The organism is Streptococcus sp. oral taxon 064 (assembly GCF_001683375.1).
In the GTDB taxonomy this organism is placed as follows: domain Bacteria; phylum Bacillota; class Bacilli; order Lactobacillales; family Streptococcaceae; genus Streptococcus; species Streptococcus oralis_S.
Genome location: NZ_CP016207.1, coordinates 1,850,734 through 1,869,300 on the forward strand (window position 1 = coordinate 1,850,734; position 18,567 = coordinate 1,869,300).

Consider the following 18,567-nt stretch of genomic DNA (forward strand, 5'->3'; position numbering starts at 1 on the left):
TCGGTATTTTCTACCGATTAAAAGCTTTGTCTTCTAATAATTTTTGAAGATATTTCAACGGATTCTATATTTTCACCGTTAATGATTGCTAAAACACCTTCTATCATTTTTTGGGCTAACATAGCATAATTAGGAGAAATAGTAGACAGTGCTGGAGTATAATATTGCGAAATAGGAATATTATCGAATCCAATTATTGAAATATCATCAGGAATGGTAATCCCCTTCTCATAGCATGCACGAATCAGCCCTTGAACCTTCTCATCCCCAGAAACAAATATCATATCCGGATGATTTTGATTAGATAAATTATTTATAGCATATGAATAAACTGAATCAATTGTAGTTAAACCATAAATAACTTGCAAATCCATTAAATAATTTTTATCAGTCAAAAAAGTACGAATACCTTTTTCACGATCCTTATTAACAAGAGATTCCCCTCCCATAAGTAACAACATACTTTTAATATTCTCTTTTGTTACTAATTCCATCATATCATAAGTGGCTTGAAAATTGTTATTAGATACATAAACAACATCAGGTGTTCGAGATTCTCCAAAAACTATAAAAGGCATATTATTTTTCTGTAAATAATTAATCCGAATATCGTCTTTACTTTCATAAAATACTATTACTCCATCTATTAAGCTTCCTGTACTTGAAATTATTGAATTCCTAATCGTATCTTCTTCACCAAAGTATTCAACAATAGCGTTTACACCAAACTCTTTACAAGTTTGTAGAACTCTATCTAGTAAAGTTTGAAACCAAATCAAGGGAAAAGAATCAATCTTTTTAACGGAAATCAAAATGTTTGTAGTTTCTTTCTTAGTCAAATTTTTTGCATATGCATTTGGAACATACGACAACTCATCAATGACTTTTTGAATAGCTCGATAAGTTTCTTCTTTTACCTTTTCACCACCGTTAATAACACGTGAAACAGTTTTTGGAGAAAAACCTGATAAATGCGCAATATCATAAATAGTTACCTTTTTATCGTTTAAATTTTTCACTTTAGTCCTCCATTTATGATTTATCTAATTTTATTATACAATATTTACTTTTTTTAACAAGAGAATTTAGTAAAATATTTTAATGTATCTTAACAAAAACTTTAATTTCAAAATTTTCTATTTTATACTCTATTCTTCCGATTCAAAAAAATAACATTGACAATTAAAATTTTTATTCTTTACAATTTTTTCTACTTCACAACTGATAAACTTGTATGAAAATAACTTACCACGAAAATATAAAAAATCATTTTCGGTAAAATCCATTGAAACTATAAAAGTATCTAATAACATTTGGACATAGCAGTCTAAGATCGGAATAATCTTTTCCTTAACAATAACTTTTGCTAATATATCATCAGCTGGTAAAGAAGACGAAAATACAATTTCACAAATATCATAAAAAGAATGAAATCTATATACTTGCACTAAAGAATTATATTCAAAATACGTTATTCTTCCACAGTCAAAATTAATATTATATACCTTCATTTATGTTTATCCTTATACTTTGCAAATAATTTCGAGTCAATTATCACCTAAAAAACAAAGGGACAAGAATAACTGCCCCTTTGTTTATTCTATATCAACTAACTTCTTCCACATAAATAACACCAACAATATTTGCTATTTCTTCCATTAGTTTAAGATGTTCAAACTTACCTGAAAGTTCTAGAGTCATAAATGATGCTATTCTTTTGTCTGGAACATCAAAATATTCAATTCTTTCAGAATTAACATCTCCAAAAGCAGTTCTTGAATCATTCAATCGAATTCCATTTTCTGCACAATAAACTAATACTCGATTATATGCCTCAGTAGATTTAACTACAATATATAATTCAATAACTTTTGAACGACTTTGAAGATATTTTTTTAAAGGCTGAAACATAGAAATCACACTCCACACAGAAATAGCTACTAACAGAGCACCTTCATAAAAACCTACTCCAATAGCTAAACCTATTCCTGCAGAAGCCCAGATTCCTGCTGCAGTTGTCAGACCCGTAACCTTCTTTTTATCTGTGATAAGAATTGTTCCAGCTCCAAGAAAACCAACACCAGAAATAACTTGAGCACCTAAACGTGTCGGATCTCCTGTTCCAAACTTATAAGATACAAATTCATTAGTCATCATAATCAAACAAGCAGCCATACAAACGATACTATGTGTACGAATACCTGCTGGTTGAGATTTACTTCCTCTTTCTAAGCCAATAATACTTCCAATGACCAAAGACAACACGACTCTAATAATAATTTCAATGTATGATAGTCCCATGCTGGATGATTGCATTACTATTTCCTTTTCTTACCACGCGGTCTCTGTGTGAAGTACAATACAGTTCCTGAAATAATCATTAGAACAATTGTATAAACAAATACAAGAGCTTGTGCATTAGATGTTGCTGTTTCATCACCTGCAGAACGAATCGTAATACCTAATGGTTGAGCCAATGGATGATAAAGGAATACAGATAAATCGAAATCGGTCAATAAAGAGTTAAAGTTGAGTGCGATAACAGAAAGAACTACCGGCAAGATGAAAGGAATAATAACCTTCATCATTGTGTAAAATGGTGAAGCCCCCATACTTCTAGCAGCATCCTCCATCTCATCATCAACACTAAATAAGATTGCACGTACCATTCTATAAGAGAATGGAATTTTTACAACAATATAAGCGATTAGCAAAATTACTAAACTACCAACTAGAATCTGGTTAAAGACTAAAAGTTGAGGTTGGTTGAAAGTGAACAATAAACTAACTGCTAGAAGTGTACTTGGTAATAGCCAAGGAAGAAGAGCTCCGTATTCGAACAAGAAATCAAATCGAGTTTTATGTTTACGAACTACTCGTGCAAACACAACAGCAAGAACTGTTGCAGTAGTTGCTGCAATGATAGAATATATAAAGCTGACTAGGAATGGAGAAAACGCAGCACTATTACTAAAGAACAATCTGTAATTATCAAGAGTAAAGTTTGACAATGATAAGTTTCCTGACTGTATTGCAACTGGGTCAGTAAATGAATACAATACAATGAAAATCAATGGTAACATGAAAACAGTGAACAAAGCATAAGCAACAATATGTGCAATGATATTCCATGGTTTAGATGTGATTTTTTGTTTTTTCAAAGGTGCTTTCGTTTTAGAAATAGAAATATAATTTCCGCCTTTTTCGATCTTGTTCATAATAGTAAGCAAAATCGTAGTGGCAACACCCAAAATAATTGCTAGAAAGGCGGCTAAGTCACGAGAATTTCCCATTCCAGCAAATGTTATGATCATTGGGTTAATAGTTTGGAATTCTTTCCCACCAACAATCATAGGTGCTGCTACTGCTGATAACCCACTTAGAAAAACCATAATTGTCAGAGCGAATAAAGTAGGAATAAGAGTTGGCAATACTACTTTTCTAAACACTGTAAATGGTTTTGCACCCATATTACGTGCAGCTTCAATAGTATGATAGTCTACACTACGAATTGTATTAGTTAGGAATAAGGTGTGATTAGCAGTACCAGAAAATGTCATAATAAATAGAACTGCACCATAACCAATAAACCAGTTAGGATCTAAAGATGGAATAATACCTTGTAAAAATTTGGTAATCATTCCATATGGTCCATAAACGAATTTATAACCAGTAGCCAAAACTACTCCACCGTAGATTAGTGACGTCATGTATCCTAGTTTTAATATTTTAGCTCCTTTAATATCAAAATATTCTGTAAACAATACACAAAGTACACCAACAACATTAACAGTTATAATTAGTGAGAATGCTAACTTAAAACTGTTCATAATACTCTGAATCGCACGTTGAGATTTAAGAGCTCGTTGTACGACATCAAGTGAAAACTCCCCACCTTTCACAAATACATTAACTACTAAATCAAAGTTTGGATAAATGATGAAAGTTACCAAGAACCAGATTAAGCCTAAACGAATGAGCCAATCTTTCCAATTTAATTTATGACGCATACTGCACCTCCTTAAAATTGCAGAACGTCTGATGGTGTGATAAATAATTCCACACTTTCTCCGACAGATCTAATAGCTGACTGACTATCGATACTTGTTACATTAAGAATTTGATTTTCAGATACCTGAACAGTATAGTGAATTGTAACTCCTGAAAATTCCACATCAATAATTGAACCTTTTAAGACAAAATCCTGATCCGTTTCACGTTTGAAGCGAACTTTTTCTAAACGAATGTAACCTTTTTTATCTTCCAAAAGAACATGAGCATTATTTAGAAGAATTCCGTGAACAGTTTCATCTGTAAGTACGTTAATGTCTCCAATGAAATCACATACAAATTCTGTTTGAGAATTATGATAAATTTCTACTGGTGTTCCCACTTGTTCAATAAAACCATTATTAAAAACAGCAATCCTATCAGATAGCGTTAACGCTTCCTCTTGGTCATGTGTAACATATAGAGTCGTAATTCCCAATTCTTTTTGAAGACGTTTCAACTCTTTTCTCAAATCCACACGTAATTTTGCATCTAGGTTTGACAAGGGTTCATCCAAACATAGGATTTTAGGTTCCAGAACAAGAGCACGAGCTAAAGCTACACGCTGCTGTTGTCCTCCAGATAATTCTGAAACGTTACGTTGCAATTGTTGATCTGAAATCTTAATTTTAGCAGCCACTGCAGAAACCTTGGCTTTAATAACATCTGGAGCAACTTTTTTAACCTTTAGACCGAATGCAATATTATCAAAAACTGTCATTGTTGGAAATAGTGCGTAAGATTGGAATACGATCCCGATTCCACGTTTTTCTGGCTCCATATGAGTAACATCTTTCCCATTAACCTCAATGCTTCCAGATGAAGGGTCTAAAAAACCTACCAAAGCTCTCAAAGTTGTTGATTTACCGCATCCAGATGGTCCAAGGAAGGTAAAGAATTCTCCTTCCTTAATATCTAAATTTAGATTATCAATCGCGATAAAATCACCGTATTTAATTTGAATGTTATCAAATTTAATCATATTACTAACTTCCTTTACTTATAAATGAAAAGTCTCTCTTAATTTCTCATGTAGGTTTAGAAACTTTAGAGAGACCTGGAATTTTAAAATTTACACTTATGTCCTATTTTACATATTCTAGTTCAGCTTTTTCAACCCATTCATCCAAATGTTTTCCAACAGCTTCCCAATCAATATTTTGCGGTTTCACTTGATCAACAAATTTCTTAGTAGCTTCTGGTAACTCTTTCACTGCCTCAGTATTTGCAGGAATAGAACCAAAGTTTTTGCTGTACTCTACTTGAATTTCTGTTTGACCAAACCAATCAATAAATTCTTTAGCTAAAGCTTGTTTCTTACTAGTATTCAAAATCATTGTTTGTTCAGTTACAAACGGAACACCAATTTCAGGAGACATTACTTTAAATACAACATTTTGTTCTTTTTGTCCAACTAATGCACCAGAACCCCACATCATACCGTACTGGATTGGGTCATCCTTATCTAACATTTTAACAATTGAACTTTCACCCTTTTGAAGAGTGTACGCATTTTCCAAATATTCTTTAGCTGCTTGCCAACCTTTTTCAGAAACGCCTAATTCTCCTTTATCATCGAGATAGCGAACAAGGATACTTGCCAAGATCGCACGCCCTGTTCCCCCTGAAAGTCCAGAAATTGAATATTTACCTTTATATTTGCTGCCTAACTCAGTCCAATCTTTAGGCATTTCAGTAACATCAGGAGCACCAATCAAGACCAATGGCTGAACAATTACAGGATTGTAGTAGTTATCTTTATCTGATAGAGATTGGTCAATTTTATCTAACCATTTAGGTTTGTACTGTACCAATAATTTTTGATCTCTAATTTTATTTGAATCAACAGCTCCAATACCAAATACCATATCAGCTACTGCATTATTTTTTTCAGCAATAACACGATCGGCCAACTGAGCACCTGGAATGTCAACCATTTTAATATTGAAACCAGCTTCTTTAGCCTTAGCAGTTAACCAATCCCCACGTCCGTTTGAAACAGAGTTAGAATAAATTACTAATTCTTGGCTCTTGTCAGCTTTTTCTTCTGATTGAGGTGCATCGCTCGAAGAATTTGATGAATTAGTTGAACCACTTGAACATGCTGCCAATGTTGTAACCGCAACCCCTGCAGCTAAAAACGATAATAATTTAGATTTTTTCATATGAAATCTCCTTTTTATTTTTAATTATAATTTTATTTTAAAATTTTTCGCAATATGGAACAAAACGTCTCATATCTTCAAATACTGTGTAATCGATACGATGTACTGTAATGACAGGAATCTTTTCAAGCAGAACTTCGGTTAATTCCTTTTTCACTTTAGTAAACTCTTCATTTTCTTCTTCAGTTAATGGAACTCGAAGATATCCAATTGAGATATGGAATTGATAGCGATCATGATTAGGGAATCGAACACCTGCTTTTTCAGAAACATATGTTCTAATTTCTTCTAATCGTTTAGCTGATTTCTCATCGGCTGGTTCTACTAAAATGTTTTGATTTCCCATTTCAGTCACACGCATATGAATATCTTCGTTTAGCAATGGGAAAATTTCTAGTTGTTTTGCAAAGTAATCATGAATTTCTTGTAATGGCGTATCCAATGGTAGATGGCTACTCCAAAATTCTGGCTCACGATTTTCATGGCAAAGCAATTCAATTACAGTCATATGAATAGAATCTCTTGGAGTTAATGTGAATTTATCTATAAATGGTAACTCTCTATAGCGTGATTGAATGATATCAACAACTTCCATCAAATCTGAATTAGTATAAAGATTTGCTACAACTGTATTCCCCGGGAAATGATTAAATTCCCCGTTCTCTTTGAACTTAATTTTTGTTAAGTTTTTCATAAAAAGACCTTCTTTTTTATTTTTTGACATCGGTGTCATTCATATTTATATTATACAATGTAATCGTTTACTTTGTCAAGCGCTTTCATTATTTTTTTTTTTTATTTTTTTATTATATACATATTACAAGACTACTCGAACTTTATTATTTATTGTATCCATTAGGATTTTTTGATTGCCAATTCCATGTATCTCTACACATGTCTTCGACCGTTTTTGTAGTCTTCCAATTTAATTCCTCATACGCCTTATCCGCATTTGCATAACAAGTCGCAACGTCTCCTGATCGTCTTGGAACAATTTTATAAGGAATTGGAACCTTATTGACACTTTCAAATGTATTTACAAGTTGTAATACACTTGTGCCTTCTCCTGAACCAAGGTTATAAATATAAACATCTGTTTTTTCAGATACTTTCTCTAAAGCTTTTATATGCCCTATCGCTAAATCCACTACATGGATATAATCGCGAACACCAGTACCATCTACCGTATCATAATCATCTCCAAAAACACTTAGCTCTGGTCTCTTACCTACCGCTACTTGTGCAATAAAAGGCATTAAGTTGTTAGGAATTCCTGATGGATCTTCTCCAATCAACCCCGACTCATGAGCACCAATCGGATTGAAATAACGAAGCAACGCAATACTCCACTCTGAATCTGCTACATGAACATCTTTTAAAATTTGTTCAAGCATCACTTTTGTGTACCCATACGGATTCGTTGCACTTGTCGGCATCGTCTCAATAAGGGGAGACTGATTGTGAACGCCGTATACAGTCGCACTCGATGAAAACACAATCTTTTTAACATTAAACTCTGACATCACTTCAACAAGAGCTAATGTGCTCATAATATTATTTTCGTAGTACATTACAGGCTTTTGCACGGATTCGCCGACAGCTTTGTATCCTGCAAAATGAATTGCAGCCTCAATAGATTCTTGTTCAAAAACTTTTCTCAATCCTTGTTTATCACAAACATCTAATTCGTAAAACGCAGGACGTTGCCCTGTAATTGCTTCAATACGATCTAATACTAAAATGCTTGAGTTTGAAAGGTTGTCGACAATAACGACTTCCTTACCTAAATTTAGTAATTCTACTGCGGTATGGCTACCAATATAACCAGCTCCGCCTGTTACCAATATTGCCATTTTTACTTCCTCCTAATTAATTCCAACCGATTTAACAAATCTCATAAATGCTTCATGTCCGGTTTGAGTATTCTTATAAACACCTGCATCTTCGAGAACTCTCGCAAATACTTGCCCTACTTCATGTTGAACTACGCTATGAACCTCCTCCTCTTTAAGTCCAGGATATTTTTCTTTCAATTGAACGGCCCATTCTAAATGATAATCAGCAATTGCGTTATCTTTTCCTAAAAGATATTTCTCAACTTCTTCTAACTCTGTTTTCAAACGAGGTGGTAAAATTGCAAGTCCCATCACTTCGATTAACCCAATATTTTCCTTTTTAATATGTTGTACATCTTGATGAGGGTGGTAAACACCATCTGGGTATTGTTTAGTAGTATGGTTATCTCTCAGAACAATATCCAGTTCATATCTTCCATCCACTTTACGAGCAATAGGAGTCACCGTATGGTGTGGAATATCTTCAGTCTTAGCAATGATGTCTACTTCTAAATCTGAATATTCTCTCCAGATATTTAGTATTTTAGTAGCTAATTCTACCAAACGATTTTTATTTTCACCTTGTAGCCTAATCACTGACATCGGCCATTTTACAATACCTGCTTTAACATCCTCAAAGTCTTTAAAAAGAAATTCTCTCTCAAATTTTGCTTTTTCCATTGGGAAAATATGTTTTCCTCCCTGGTAGTGATTATGACTAAGAATAGAACCTCCTGAGATAGGAAGATCAGAATTTGAACCAGCAAAATACCCTGGTAAAATATCAACAATCTCCAATAATTGTTCAAATGTTTTGGACGTAATAGCCATTGGTACATGTTGACTATTCAAGAATATCGCATGCTCATTAAAATATGAGTATGGGGAATACTGGAAACCCCATACTTCGTCTCCCAGTTCCAACCGAATAATTCTATGATTTGCACGTGCTGGATAATTTATTCTCCCCTGATAACCTTCATTTTCCATACAAAGTAAACATTTTGGATAATTAGATGACTTTACCAATTTCTCTGCCGCGATTGTTTTCGGATCTTTTTCCGGTTTTGATAAATTGATTGTAATTTCAAGTGAACCATAATTAGTTTCAGTATGAAAAGCTATATTTTTAGCGATAGCTGACAATTTAATATAGTCGCTATCTTTACTTAACTGATAGAACTCTTCAACTGCTTCCTGTGGCGAAACATCATATGAACTCCAAAAAATATCATTAAGGCGACTTGGTAATGGAACGATAAAATTCATCAGCTCTGCACCTAAACATTCCTTTGCCTCAGCTAAATCAGCAATTTTACCATTCTTTAAAGCTATTTCTACTAAATTGTCTTTTAATTTTTTAAGATCACTCTCATTTGAAATCTTATCAGTTCCTTCTTCACCGATTAAAGCCAATATTCTATTTTTTATATATATTTGGTCCATCGATTTATAAATTCCATATTCAATAATTTTATTAGCAAAATTATCTACTATTGTCTGCATATATACTCCTCTTTAACTATAATACTCCAATTTCCTGATAATCTAACCATTTATAAATAGATTGTGTTGTATGGGATATCTTATCAAGAATATTAATAACTTCTAAAAATACAATAGCTTCATCAACATTTGAGAATTCAATAAGAAAGTTCTCTACTACTTTGTCTCCTAGTTTTTGACATAGACCAGATATCAACTTACATTTTTTATTATAGTCATATACGTCAGGTTCATAGTTTCTATTCTTATACCATGTTAGAGTTTTCTTTAAGTGATCCCCTATAATAAAATGAATTTTTAGCATTTCATAAAATAATGGTCCCCATTCATGCATTGTATGAATATTTTTTAAATTCTTAACTATTTCAATGATTCGATCACCAATACGTTCAATATCTGTTGATAATTTTACTATAGTTATAATTCTTCTCAAATCAACAGAAACAGGATGTTGTAAACAGATGAGTTCAATACCTTTCATATCTATTGTAACAACTGCTTCATTAATAACTAAATCATTATCTATAATACTTTGTTTTTGAACTTCGGTTAAGTCATCAAATATAATTTCATATTTTTTTATTATAGAAATCCATATATCTTCTAGATTATTAGACAACTCAATAATTTCATTGTCAAAATGCTTTCTCAACATTATCTAACCTCAATAATCAATTGCACTATAAAGAACTCGTATAGATAACTGTCTTTATAGTTCATCATATGATGAAATTATTTTAAACATCAATTATCAAAATACTTGCATCATCTTTTTTACCATAAATAGGATCAATATTTGTAGATTCTTTTCTCATTTCAATTAACTCTCCAAAATTGTAGCCTGAATTTTGAGTATAAAAATCGTAAAAACCATCAGTCATTAAAACAATATGATTACTAGTTACTTCCAAACTACCATTGATAACATGATTTATACTACTTTTGTCTAGTGAACCTATCCAATATCCATCTGGTTTATTAGCTAGCTTCCTAATATTTTGTAATATAGTCTTTTTATCAGCTTCATCATTAGATTTGATTGCAAATTTTCCTTGCTCAAAAAGACAATCTACTCTATGATCTGTAATCACTTGATTGTTGACTATCATAACACAATCGCCAATCATTATGTATTCTAATTTTAAACCAGATAATTTCGCAAAAATAAAGGCAAAAGTTGGTAACTGGTAATAATCATCAAACTCACACTTATCTATCTCTATTATTTTTCTAACGTCATCTAAAGCAAGCTCGAAAATTTTCTTCAATGATAAAGAATCATTACAATACTGCTTGAGACACTCAGAAATAAGATGAGATACTTCCGAAACTGAATAACCTATAGAGTCTTTTGAATTAAATAAATCTGTTGCTCCATCTATAATCCAGAAATATTGATTTTTGTAATCTACGCTATCTTCGTTCTCTTTAGCACTACCTTGTATTGAGCAAATTCTATCTATCTTCATAACGACGTTTTAAACTCCATTGTCCAAATAGAAGGCAAATTCCAATAATAGTTAAAAGCAACTCAACCATTTTATTTAATCCAGTTTTTGGTAATGCATGTTGATTATTTTTTGTCTTAACTACTTCACTAACATTAGTTACGTCATATTGTTTTTGTGAAATTTCTCCTGTTACTACATTACCTGAATTATGATTTGATTTTTCAATTTTATCATCTACACTATTTACTGAGTAATTATTAGCTAAATTATTTTTGTTTTCAGCTACAGGTTTTATTTCCTCTACATGCTTATCTGAGTGGTTGTCTGAGTGATTACCTGAATTTTGCGAAAAGATTTTATAACTTTCATTCTCAGTTATAATATTAAAATCACCGACACTATTATTTGTGTCTGAGCTGGTCCCATTAAAATCAGTTTTAAGTAAAGAAACATGATTTCCTGTTAAATTGGAAAGTTGATTATTTAGGACAGTGATAGTTCCAGCGGATTCTTCAATTACGATTCCGTCTTTACCTCCCGAGATGATATTATCAGATACTACCAAATTGTTGCTGACTCTTAATAATTCAATATTTGGCTGTTCAGTATTTTGCGAATTATTATGAATGATATTCTTTGTTACAGTAATATCAGTTACTTTTCCAAGATAATCTGCACTATCTTTTGCAACACGTATTGCTTTTGTTTTAGCATCAGCAATATTAAATACATTTTCAGTAATAGTCACATGTTTATTCAGATCTAATACGTCTTTAACATTTTTATAACTATAAGCATTAACTAAAGCAGCACCATTTTCACGATAGTGTTCACTTTCCTCTTTAGTTTTCTTATCAAACCTATTTCCTTTTATTAAAATATCAGTAAATCCTGTAAAGCGAACGCCCGCATACATCATATTATCAAAATGATTATTTAGAATTTTAATATTTGAAGGATTTTCAGTTGTTGCAGTTTGATAATGTGTCCCAATTGCAGTTACTAATTCACCTGATTTTTCACTTTTACCAAAATATGAATTTTGAATAGTAACATTTTCAGATTTTTTCCCATCATCATTCAAAGCATAAGGAAAACCTTTTCTAGTTAATGGTTCAATCTGAATACTCTCCTTACTTATAATTTGCCCATCTTTCATAGTTTTAGGTAAAGCTTGACCAAGAAAACGAGAATTATCGACTAATACATTTTTCGAACCTGCAATTTGAATAGCATGCCCTTGATAACTATCCTTGAATGTTACATTTTTTATAGTTACGTTATTTGAATTCCCAATAGCAAATGCACCTGAAGAATTTATAAGTGGTAGATTTTTTGCTTTAGTTCCTTCTTCATTCAAAGCACCGTTCATATCAATAGTACCACCAGAATAACTAATATCTTCTGTTGGGGCCCATTCTACTTGCGCACCATCATCCGTAAATAAACCTGTCATGAATACAATAGAAGGATGATTTTTGATATTGATACCATTTAATATGGTAGCTTTTTCATGTACTTCTAGGTGTGTATGACTTCTCAAAAAGACAATCTCTTTAACTAAATAAGTCCCCTCAGGAAAATATACTTTCCCTCCACCTAATCCTTTAGCAGCTGCATCTATTGTATCCTGAATTGCTTGTCGGTCATCATTAACCCCATCGCCTACTGCACCATAATCTTTTACATTTAAAGCAGTTTTTTCAAAATCTTTTTTTATAGTGCTATCATTTACAATATCTTCTTTATTGTTCTTACTTTCATTATTAGATTTTTCTATAGATTCAACTGTTTTATTATCTTGTGAATCAGAATGAATAGTATCTTTAGAGTTATCACGATTAACACTTGACAAACTATCTAAATTATTAGTAGATGAATTAGTATCGATACTTCCAATAGAATCATTATTAGAAATATTTTGAGAGTAACCTAAATCATTAGTAGTTACATTAGAAATCTCTTTTGTATCAATCTGTGGTGTAGTAGTGCCAACTTCATCAGCTAAAATACTTTGGCTTCCCAAAATTGAAATAGCCAATAAAACTGAGCATGTTCCAACTTTCAATTTACGAATGCTAAATACTTCATTATGAAAAATGTGTTTCATAAAGACCTCCAATATTTTTATTTATTTACAATTTATTATTACTTATCTTAAAATTGATAAAATGACACCGCTGTCATTATCTTTATAATATATTTTAAAATTTGAATTGTCAAGAAATAACACAACAAAAGACAATATTTTTGAAAACGCAATCATCTAATGAATTATATATCCAAACTATACACCATTAATATTCCAAACATTTCTAGTTTGAGATAATAGTTTCATTGTTTCAAAGATAAAATCTTCTAAAATATCACTAAATTCTATTTAATAAAAGTCGTAATCTTTTAATTATAATTTAAAATCATGATCACCCATCAAACAGGTGGTCTGTACCAGAGCTATAAGTTCAGATTACCAGCTAGCGTCTTAAGACGCTGGCTTTCACTATGTGACTATTAGTCCGTCTCACACCTAGCGGAGCGAGACGGACTAATAGTCACATAAAAAGAACGATTGGTAAAAAGTCTTTAAAATCAAAAAACGCATATTATCAGGTATCTAAAACCTTAATAATATGCATTCTTGTGGAAAGATTTACTTCATTTTCTCTTTAAATTGAGTTTTACCCAGCCTCCAGTATTGTTATAGAATTACTTGGAGTCCTAATTTTTCCTTTATAATCATGTCAAACGAAATAGTTAATTCATCACCTCCTATTATTCTTTGGATGTTGTCAATATTAGTATGATATAGTTTTTAATTATAGTATTAAAACAGTCGTGATATTTTTTAATTTATTTATTCAACTACTATATTTCTTGTTTCACAATTAAAATTATTTTATTAATCTTTAATTTTATCTATTGATTTTTGTTTTCAATTGTTCAATAATTTTCATAAACTAAAGCAATGTCTCTGATATTCATACTGCCTAATCCCACTACTATCTTTATTCATCTTGATAGAAAAAACAAAGTAATGGTCCCGACAGTCTAAAGATTTACTTTTGTTTAGTTTAAAATAATGTTTTTGAGACATAGCCATTGTACGTAAAATATCATCGGTAATAAATGTTAATGGTATGTCTAAAGCAGAATACTTATAAAAATCTGACTCAAACCTTAAATAAGAATCAGAAAAATAGTCCAGCTGCAATTTATCGTCATATAATTCTTTACGATTCATGTAACCCCTCACCTTCTATCTGGATATCAAGTATATCTAACCATTCTAATCGAAGAAATCCAATGTCTGATTTTATAGATATAAACTCTTTCCCAATTTCTTTAACAATACCCGATACTACTTTTCTTCTATTTGAGTGCTTCAAAATAAACGTTGCAGGGAATGTATTCGTATAAAGTTGACGAACAAGTAAAACTTTCTCTTCCATTGATAAAGTAATTGAGACATCTTCTTTATTTTTTTCTTCCCAAAGAGAACTTGAATGTTCTGACAAAAAGAATCCCATCCACTTAGCCATCCCACGATCTTGATACTCTCTTGCAGATAAAAACGGCAAATAAGAACGATTCATCATTTTAACCCATCTAATCCTCCAGCTGAATGACCACCAATGAGTTTACTTCTTGCAATTGTTCTAGAAGCCTGATCCAGGGCATTTCCTTTCAATAGTGAAGTAAAACCAAATTCTGTTCGAATAGCATCAATTGCGGACTGGAGCTTTTCTTCTTTTTCTATTTTCTCAATATCATCAAACAATGAAATAAACCCAAAGGATTCATCTACTAAACCAGAATAATTAACCGCAACATTCCTAATAGCTCCTGAAGTATATTTAGTGTGAAATAACTTTAAAACGTAATTTGTCAGTAATGCTGTTTGATTGGTCGGTTCAATCTTCATTTGAGTATGAATAGATCGTTTCTGTTCCACTTTAGAATATCCTAAGTGTATAGAAACCACAGTCGCTTTTTTACCAGCTCTTCTCAATCTAACTGCAACTTGTTCTGCCATTTCACGAAGTATAATTTCAATATCTCTTAGTTTGACATAATCTCTAGGTAAAACTTGAGAGTTCCCTATCCCTTTTGACTTCGGCTTATAAGGTTTATGAACATTGCTTTCATCAATACCATTAGCGTGAAACCACAACTCTAGTCCCATAATCCCAAGCTCTTTTTTAATCAAGTCAGGATTAGCCTGTGCCAATTCTTTAATCGAAAAGATACTTAGATTATGTAATCTCTTCTCCATTCTATTTCCAATTCCCCAGAAATCTGTCATTTTAGGAATAGCCCATACTTTCTTTTCTATATCCTCATAGGACCAATTAGCTCTCATTGTCGGAGTCTTTTTAGCTTCATTATCAAGTGCCAACTTAGCTAATAAGGGATTGGCGTTAGACATACCTACCGTTGAATAGATTCCTGTTTTTCTCCAAATCTTTTTTTGAATAGCAGCCGAGATAATATCTAATTTATCTTTCCGACTAATACTTTTATCTGGCACAAAATAATTTAATGAACTTGTTAAATCAATAAATCCTTCATCAATTGAATAAGGATAAATATCGTCTGGTGCCGCAAAATCTTGAAAGATTTTTTGAATTTCCATATTGACTGCTATATAAGTATCCATTCTCGGAGGAACAATCACAGTTGATTTTGCCCATTCCTCAATAAAACGTACATAATCTATCGTTGTCGGTAAACCTTGCTTCTTAGCGTTATAGTAAGAGAACTTCCTAGTTTTTACATCAAATGGTAAATCATAGGAACGTCCAACGTTTGATTTTCCAAAGACCTTTTTAAAAATAGGAGAGGAAGCAAGGATTAACTCGGCAGAATTATCTGCACGACTCATAACACAAAGCGAAGTCTTAAGTGGATGTAAGCCTCTATCGACACATTCTACACTTGCGTAAAAGGATTTCATATCAATAAAAGCAATGTCACTTTTAGGTTCGAGACTATAATCAAACCAGCTCATACTTAGTCCTCTAAAGGCATAAAGTTCCCAACGATTTTCCCTATAATGCGAGGATTCTCATCATAAGGCGCAAACTTATCTGAATAGTTCCGATTGAGTGAAACTAAACGAAGCCCATTTTCTTCACGATACACTTTCTTAATATAGGTTTGACCATCCCAATCTATCGCATAAATAGCTCCGTCATAATCAAATCCAGTTTGCTTAATAAGGGCTACAGAACCATTTTCATATGTCGGTTCCATTGAATCCCCAAACACCCACGATGCAAAATCATAATCAAATTGATGATTGAAGTAAACTGTATCGTAATTACCATCATCAAAATAAGCTGTTCCTGTACCAGCTGATAATTTTTCGTAAACTTTATAAGCAAAGCGCTCAGGTAAATCTACAACCTTCTCATTCTGTTTGTTCAACAGTTCTGTAGCATAATGAAGTGTTGCTTCTTGATTCCTTTCCGTTAGTTTGAGATAGGTTTCAACTATTTCATACTCTGATTCAAAATATCGAAGATCTACATTCAAAATCTCACTCAATTTGCTTAAATTGTTTTGATTAGGCTTTGTTTTACCTGATTCCCAATTAAAGTATGAGGCTCTACTAATTCCCAAACTGGATGCAAGTTGAGATTGAGATAATCCTTGACTTTCTCTTTTTCTTTTTAATTTAGTAGGTGAAAACATTTTTGATCCTTTTGTAAGTTTATTAACTAACAAAAGGATACCATAGCTTGTTGAAAAAATCAAGAGTTTAATAACCCCCAAGATTTAAAATAATCATAAACTGCGCTAAATTCGTACTTATATTGTTAGGAAATCATCACAGAAGAATGCTAAAACTTTTGAAAAAATATGAAGAAGAAAATAGAAAATAGAGAATATAAAAAAGGATCGTTATTTTTAAATTAACGATCCAATAGACTTTATTTTAAAAATCTAACTCTACAAACCATTTCAATTAGTTAAATCTTTCAATCTTTCTTCTCCAGATTTAAGCATCTCTTTCTCCACTTGATTCCATTCTCCAAATAGCAAATCATGAAGAACGGTTGCTGCTGAAGTTGTATTTTCTTTTGAATCATATACACAACTTCTATCTCGTTGGTAAATTTGAATTCTTTCAAAGATAGCTAGTTCTTCCAATTGCCGTGTATTATCAACTAGATGATTTACAATGAAATCATGATGTTCTTTTGGAGTTGCACGTGCTTGATTTGGATTGATAGCGTATAGTTCTTCGTATCGGATAAGGGTGCTCAGATAGGACAGCTTAGGCTTTGTCGCAATCAAGGCTAATTGTACTTCATATCCCTTATTTTTCAAGAGTTGTGCTGTTTTCTTTGGAACATCAATCGTTCGTAAAGTTCCCTCTATCAAAAGATTGTATCCCAAATGACTCAATTCTGTTACTAAAGACTCTACCATTTTCCCTGCAAAATCTTTGGTGTATTCTACACTATCTTTGCCATATTCTTGCTGCAGTTCTAAATAGTGTGGATGCTGAGAACGAAAACTATCGCCATCTATGATAACAATATTTCCTTGAAATTCTTTCTGTTTAATACGATGAATTGTAGTCTTACCAGCACCACTTTGCCCTCCAAGCAAAATCGCTATAGGTTGTTTACTGGACTTTTTTCCTCTTGTCAGTGAGCGAAGGTTCCGCTCTAAAGCATGTTTGAATTCACTATCAGTATAATCTTGAATTTCCATTAGGCTACCATCCGTTTTTCAGATATCTCTAACATACGTTCAATTCCATCCAAATAACCGCTATATCTCTCTATTTCATCAAAAGTTTCTACTAAATAGATATTCGTATGAATCAAGTCAGATAGATCATCACTCATTAAAATCCAAGGATTAGATTCATCATCAATGCTAATTCCTTGACTATCTTGATAACGATAGAGTCGAGATAATAGATTAGCACCTCTTTCTTTCACAATTTCAATTTTTAAAGTCAATTCATAATCTTCAACAGGATTGAGCATTTTATCTTCTCCTACAATATCGACATAAGATACATTAAACTTCTGACAAATGATGTCTATTAATTCGGTAGAGACCGAACTCGTTCCATTTTCATAACGACTTAGACTATTTCGTGAAATACCTACAATCCGTGCAAATTCGTGTTGTGTTAAGTCATGTGTTTTACGTAAGGATTTTATGTTCTTTCCAATCATGGCAAACTCCTTTATTTTTATAATTCAATTATAGCATAAAAAAGCATAATGCACCAATTTTGGTGCGTTATTGACTATTTTTCCTAAACCTCTCTAAATTCTTCTCTAATTGTTCCTTATGAAGTTGATTCTTAGCTTCCTTTAATGTGTCGTCCAAAGTTTCTTCTCTATAAGTTGCTTCTGTTTTTAGTTGTTCTGATTCTTGTTCTGGAGTGAAAATGATATCTAGCAGTCGATCTATTTTTTCAAGATCTTGGACAGACATATCAGATAGTCTATGAATTAGCTTCTTAAATACATCACTATTGTCTTGGTTTTTCTTAAAAAATGTTGTAAACATCTATAACCTCTCAAAAAAAGC

19 protein-coding genes are annotated in these 18,567 nt (G+C 32.1%); all 19 read right to left on the reverse strand.

Features of this window, described 5'->3' with window-relative positions; genetic code table 11:
* Positions 1–17: 17 nt before the first annotated feature.
* The 19 genes from AXF18_RS09140 to AXF18_RS09230 all read right to left on the reverse strand — a co-directional run bounded on the left by AXF18_RS09140 (position 18) and on the right by AXF18_RS09230 (position 18,546).
* Positions 18–1,019 (reverse strand): LacI family DNA-binding transcriptional regulator, encoded by a 1,002-nt coding sequence (locus AXF18_RS09140; protein WP_000793419.1) that lies wholly within the window; start codon positions 1,017–1,019, stop codon positions 18–20.
* A 129-nt stretch (positions 1,020–1,148) separates the two neighbouring features.
* Positions 1,149–1,511, reverse strand: a complete 363-nt coding sequence (locus tag AXF18_RS09145; protein WP_000870371.1) for a hypothetical protein — start codon at positions 1,509–1,511, stop codon at positions 1,149–1,151.
* 94 nt (positions 1,512–1,605) lie between these two features.
* Entirely contained in the window at positions 1,606–2,316 is a 711-nt protein-coding gene (locus AXF18_RS09150; protein WP_001191972.1) for an MgtC/SapB family protein, read from the reverse strand.
* 2 nt (positions 2,317–2,318) lie between these two features.
* Positions 2,319–4,010, reverse strand: coding sequence for an iron ABC transporter permease (locus AXF18_RS09155; protein ID WP_033585731.1), 1,692 nt, complete (start codon positions 4,008–4,010; stop codon positions 2,319–2,321).
* Between the two features lie 11 nt (positions 4,011–4,021).
* Complete coding sequence (locus tag AXF18_RS09160; RefSeq protein ID WP_000589129.1) at positions 4,022–5,032, reverse strand: ABC transporter ATP-binding protein; 1,011 nt, start codon at positions 5,030–5,032, stop codon at positions 4,022–4,024.
* 103 nt (positions 5,033–5,135) lie between these two features.
* Positions 5,136–6,215, reverse strand: a complete 1,080-nt coding sequence (locus AXF18_RS09165; RefSeq protein ID WP_065371863.1) for an extracellular solute-binding protein — start codon at positions 6,213–6,215, stop codon at positions 5,136–5,138.
* Positions 6,216–6,252: 37 nt separating this feature from the next.
* The gene (locus AXF18_RS09170; RefSeq protein ID WP_065371958.1) at positions 6,253–6,909 is read right to left on the reverse strand and encodes a DUF1868 domain-containing protein; all 657 of its coding nucleotides are present in this window, start codon (positions 6,907–6,909) and stop codon (positions 6,253–6,255) included.
* Positions 6,910–7,054: 145 nt separating this feature from the next.
* Positions 7,055–8,068, reverse strand: a complete 1,014-nt coding sequence (gene galE, locus AXF18_RS09175; RefSeq protein WP_065371864.1) for a UDP-glucose 4-epimerase GalE — start codon at positions 8,066–8,068, stop codon at positions 7,055–7,057.
* A 12-nt stretch (positions 8,069–8,080) separates the two neighbouring features.
* Positions 8,081–9,556: a UDP-glucose--hexose-1-phosphate uridylyltransferase gene (gene galT / locus AXF18_RS09180; protein WP_033585728.1), complete on the reverse strand. Its 1,476-nt coding sequence runs from the start codon at positions 9,554–9,556 to the stop codon at positions 8,081–8,083.
* A 16-nt stretch (positions 9,557–9,572) separates the two neighbouring features.
* Positions 9,573–10,211, reverse strand: a complete 639-nt coding sequence (locus AXF18_RS09185) for a phosphate uptake regulator PhoU (protein WP_033585727.1) — start codon at positions 10,209–10,211, stop codon at positions 9,573–9,575.
* 82 nt (positions 10,212–10,293) lie between these two features.
* Positions 10,294–11,025 carry a protein phosphatase 2C domain-containing protein gene (locus AXF18_RS10065; protein ID WP_081730851.1) on the reverse strand — a complete coding sequence of 244 codons (732 nt, stop codon included), beginning with the start codon at positions 11,023–11,025 and terminating at the stop codon, positions 10,294–10,296.
* A complete protein-coding gene (locus AXF18_RS09195; RefSeq protein ID WP_065371865.1) occupies positions 11,012–13,117 on the reverse strand; it encodes a glycosyl hydrolase family 28-related protein in 2,106 nt (701 codons plus the stop codon). The genes AXF18_RS10065 and AXF18_RS09195 overlap by 14 nt, the downstream gene beginning before the upstream one ends.
* Positions 13,118–13,957: 840 nt before the next feature.
* Positions 13,958–14,248: a DUF5960 family protein gene (locus AXF18_RS09200; RefSeq protein ID WP_033585725.1), complete on the reverse strand. Its 291-nt coding sequence runs from the start codon at positions 14,246–14,248 to the stop codon at positions 13,958–13,960.
* A complete protein-coding gene (locus AXF18_RS09205; protein WP_003042877.1) occupies positions 14,238–14,603 on the reverse strand; it encodes a hypothetical protein in 366 nt (121 codons plus the stop codon). The genes AXF18_RS09200 and AXF18_RS09205 overlap by 11 nt, the downstream gene beginning before the upstream one ends.
* Positions 14,600–16,015, reverse strand: coding sequence for a Y-family DNA polymerase (locus AXF18_RS09210; protein WP_065371866.1), 1,416 nt, complete (start codon positions 16,013–16,015; stop codon positions 14,600–14,602). Before AXF18_RS09210 ends, AXF18_RS09205 begins: the two co-directional genes overlap by 4 nt.
* Positions 16,016–16,017: 2 nt before the next feature.
* Complete coding sequence (locus AXF18_RS09215; RefSeq protein ID WP_065371867.1) at positions 16,018–16,701, reverse strand: helix-turn-helix transcriptional regulator; 684 nt, start codon at positions 16,699–16,701, stop codon at positions 16,018–16,020.
* 270 nt (positions 16,702–16,971) lie between these two features.
* Positions 16,972–17,730, reverse strand: coding sequence for a type II toxin-antitoxin system toxin PezT (gene pezT, locus AXF18_RS09220; protein ID WP_061702636.1), 759 nt, complete (start codon positions 17,728–17,730; stop codon positions 16,972–16,974).
* Positions 17,730–18,206 carry a type II toxin-antitoxin system antitoxin PezA gene (gene pezA / locus AXF18_RS09225; RefSeq protein WP_000579604.1) on the reverse strand — a complete coding sequence of 159 codons (477 nt, stop codon included), beginning with the start codon at positions 18,204–18,206 and terminating at the stop codon, positions 17,730–17,732. Before pezA ends, pezT begins: the two co-directional genes overlap by 1 nt.
* Positions 18,207–18,273: 67 nt before the next feature.
* Complete coding sequence (locus AXF18_RS09230; RefSeq protein WP_065371868.1) at positions 18,274–18,546, reverse strand: hypothetical protein; 273 nt, start codon at positions 18,544–18,546, stop codon at positions 18,274–18,276.
* Between the last annotated feature and the right edge of the window lie 21 nt (positions 18,547–18,567).

Bases quoted from the DNA above. Each gene is read 5' to 3' on its own strand.
- AXF18_RS09165 (WP_065371863.1), bottom strand. From the start codon at position 6,215: ATGAAAAAATCTAAATTATTATCGTTTTTAGCTGCAGGGGTTGCGGTT.
- AXF18_RS09145 (WP_000870371.1), bottom strand. From the start codon at position 1,511: ATGAAGGTATATAATATTAATTTTGACTGTGGAAGAATAACGTATTTT.
- AXF18_RS09205 (WP_003042877.1), bottom strand. From the start codon at position 14,603: ATGATGAATCGTTCTTATTTGCCGTTTTTATCTGCAAGAGAGTATCAA.
- AXF18_RS09160 (WP_000589129.1), bottom strand. From the start codon at position 5,032: ATGATTAAATTTGATAACATTCAAATTAAATACGGTGATTTTATCGCG.
- AXF18_RS09210 (WP_065371866.1), bottom strand. From the start codon at position 16,015: ATGAGCTGGTTTGATTATAGTCTCGAACCTAAAAGTGACATTGCTTTT.
- AXF18_RS09155 (WP_033585731.1), bottom strand. From the start codon at position 4,010: ATGCGTCATAAATTAAATTGGAAAGATTGGCTCATTCGTTTAGGCTTA.
- AXF18_RS09200 (WP_033585725.1), bottom strand. From the start codon at position 14,248: ATGAATCGTAAAGAATTATATGACGATAAATTGCAGCTGGACTATTTT.
- pezT (WP_061702636.1), bottom strand. From the start codon at position 17,730: ATGGAAATTCAAGATTATACTGATAGTGAATTCAAACATGCTTTAGAG.
- AXF18_RS09170 (WP_065371958.1), bottom strand. From the start codon at position 6,909: ATGAAAAACTTAACAAAAATTAAGTTCAAAGAGAACGGGGAATTTAAT.
- AXF18_RS09215 (WP_065371867.1), bottom strand. From the start codon at position 16,701: ATGTTTTCACCTACTAAATTAAAAAGAAAAAGAGAAAGTCAAGGATTA.
- AXF18_RS10065 (WP_081730851.1), bottom strand. From the start codon at position 11,025: ATGAAGATAGATAGAATTTGCTCAATACAAGGTAGTGCTAAAGAGAAC.
- galT (WP_033585728.1), bottom strand. From the start codon at position 9,556: ATGCAGACAATAGTAGATAATTTTGCTAATAAAATTATTGAATATGGA.
- AXF18_RS09185 (WP_033585727.1), bottom strand. From the start codon at position 10,211: ATGTTGAGAAAGCATTTTGACAATGAAATTATTGAGTTGTCTAATAAT.
- AXF18_RS09195 (WP_065371865.1), bottom strand. From the start codon at position 13,117: ATGAAACACATTTTTCATAATGAAGTATTTAGCATTCGTAAATTGAAA.
- galE (WP_065371864.1), bottom strand. From the start codon at position 8,068: ATGGCAATATTGGTAACAGGCGGAGCTGGTTATATTGGTAGCCATACC.
- pezA (WP_000579604.1), bottom strand. From the start codon at position 18,206: ATGATTGGAAAGAACATAAAATCCTTACGTAAAACACATGACTTAACA.
- AXF18_RS09150 (WP_001191972.1), bottom strand. From the start codon at position 2,316: ATGCAATCATCCAGCATGGGACTATCATACATTGAAATTATTATTAGA.
- AXF18_RS09230 (WP_065371868.1), bottom strand. From the start codon at position 18,546: ATGTTTACAACATTTTTTAAGAAAAACCAAGACAATAGTGATGTATTT.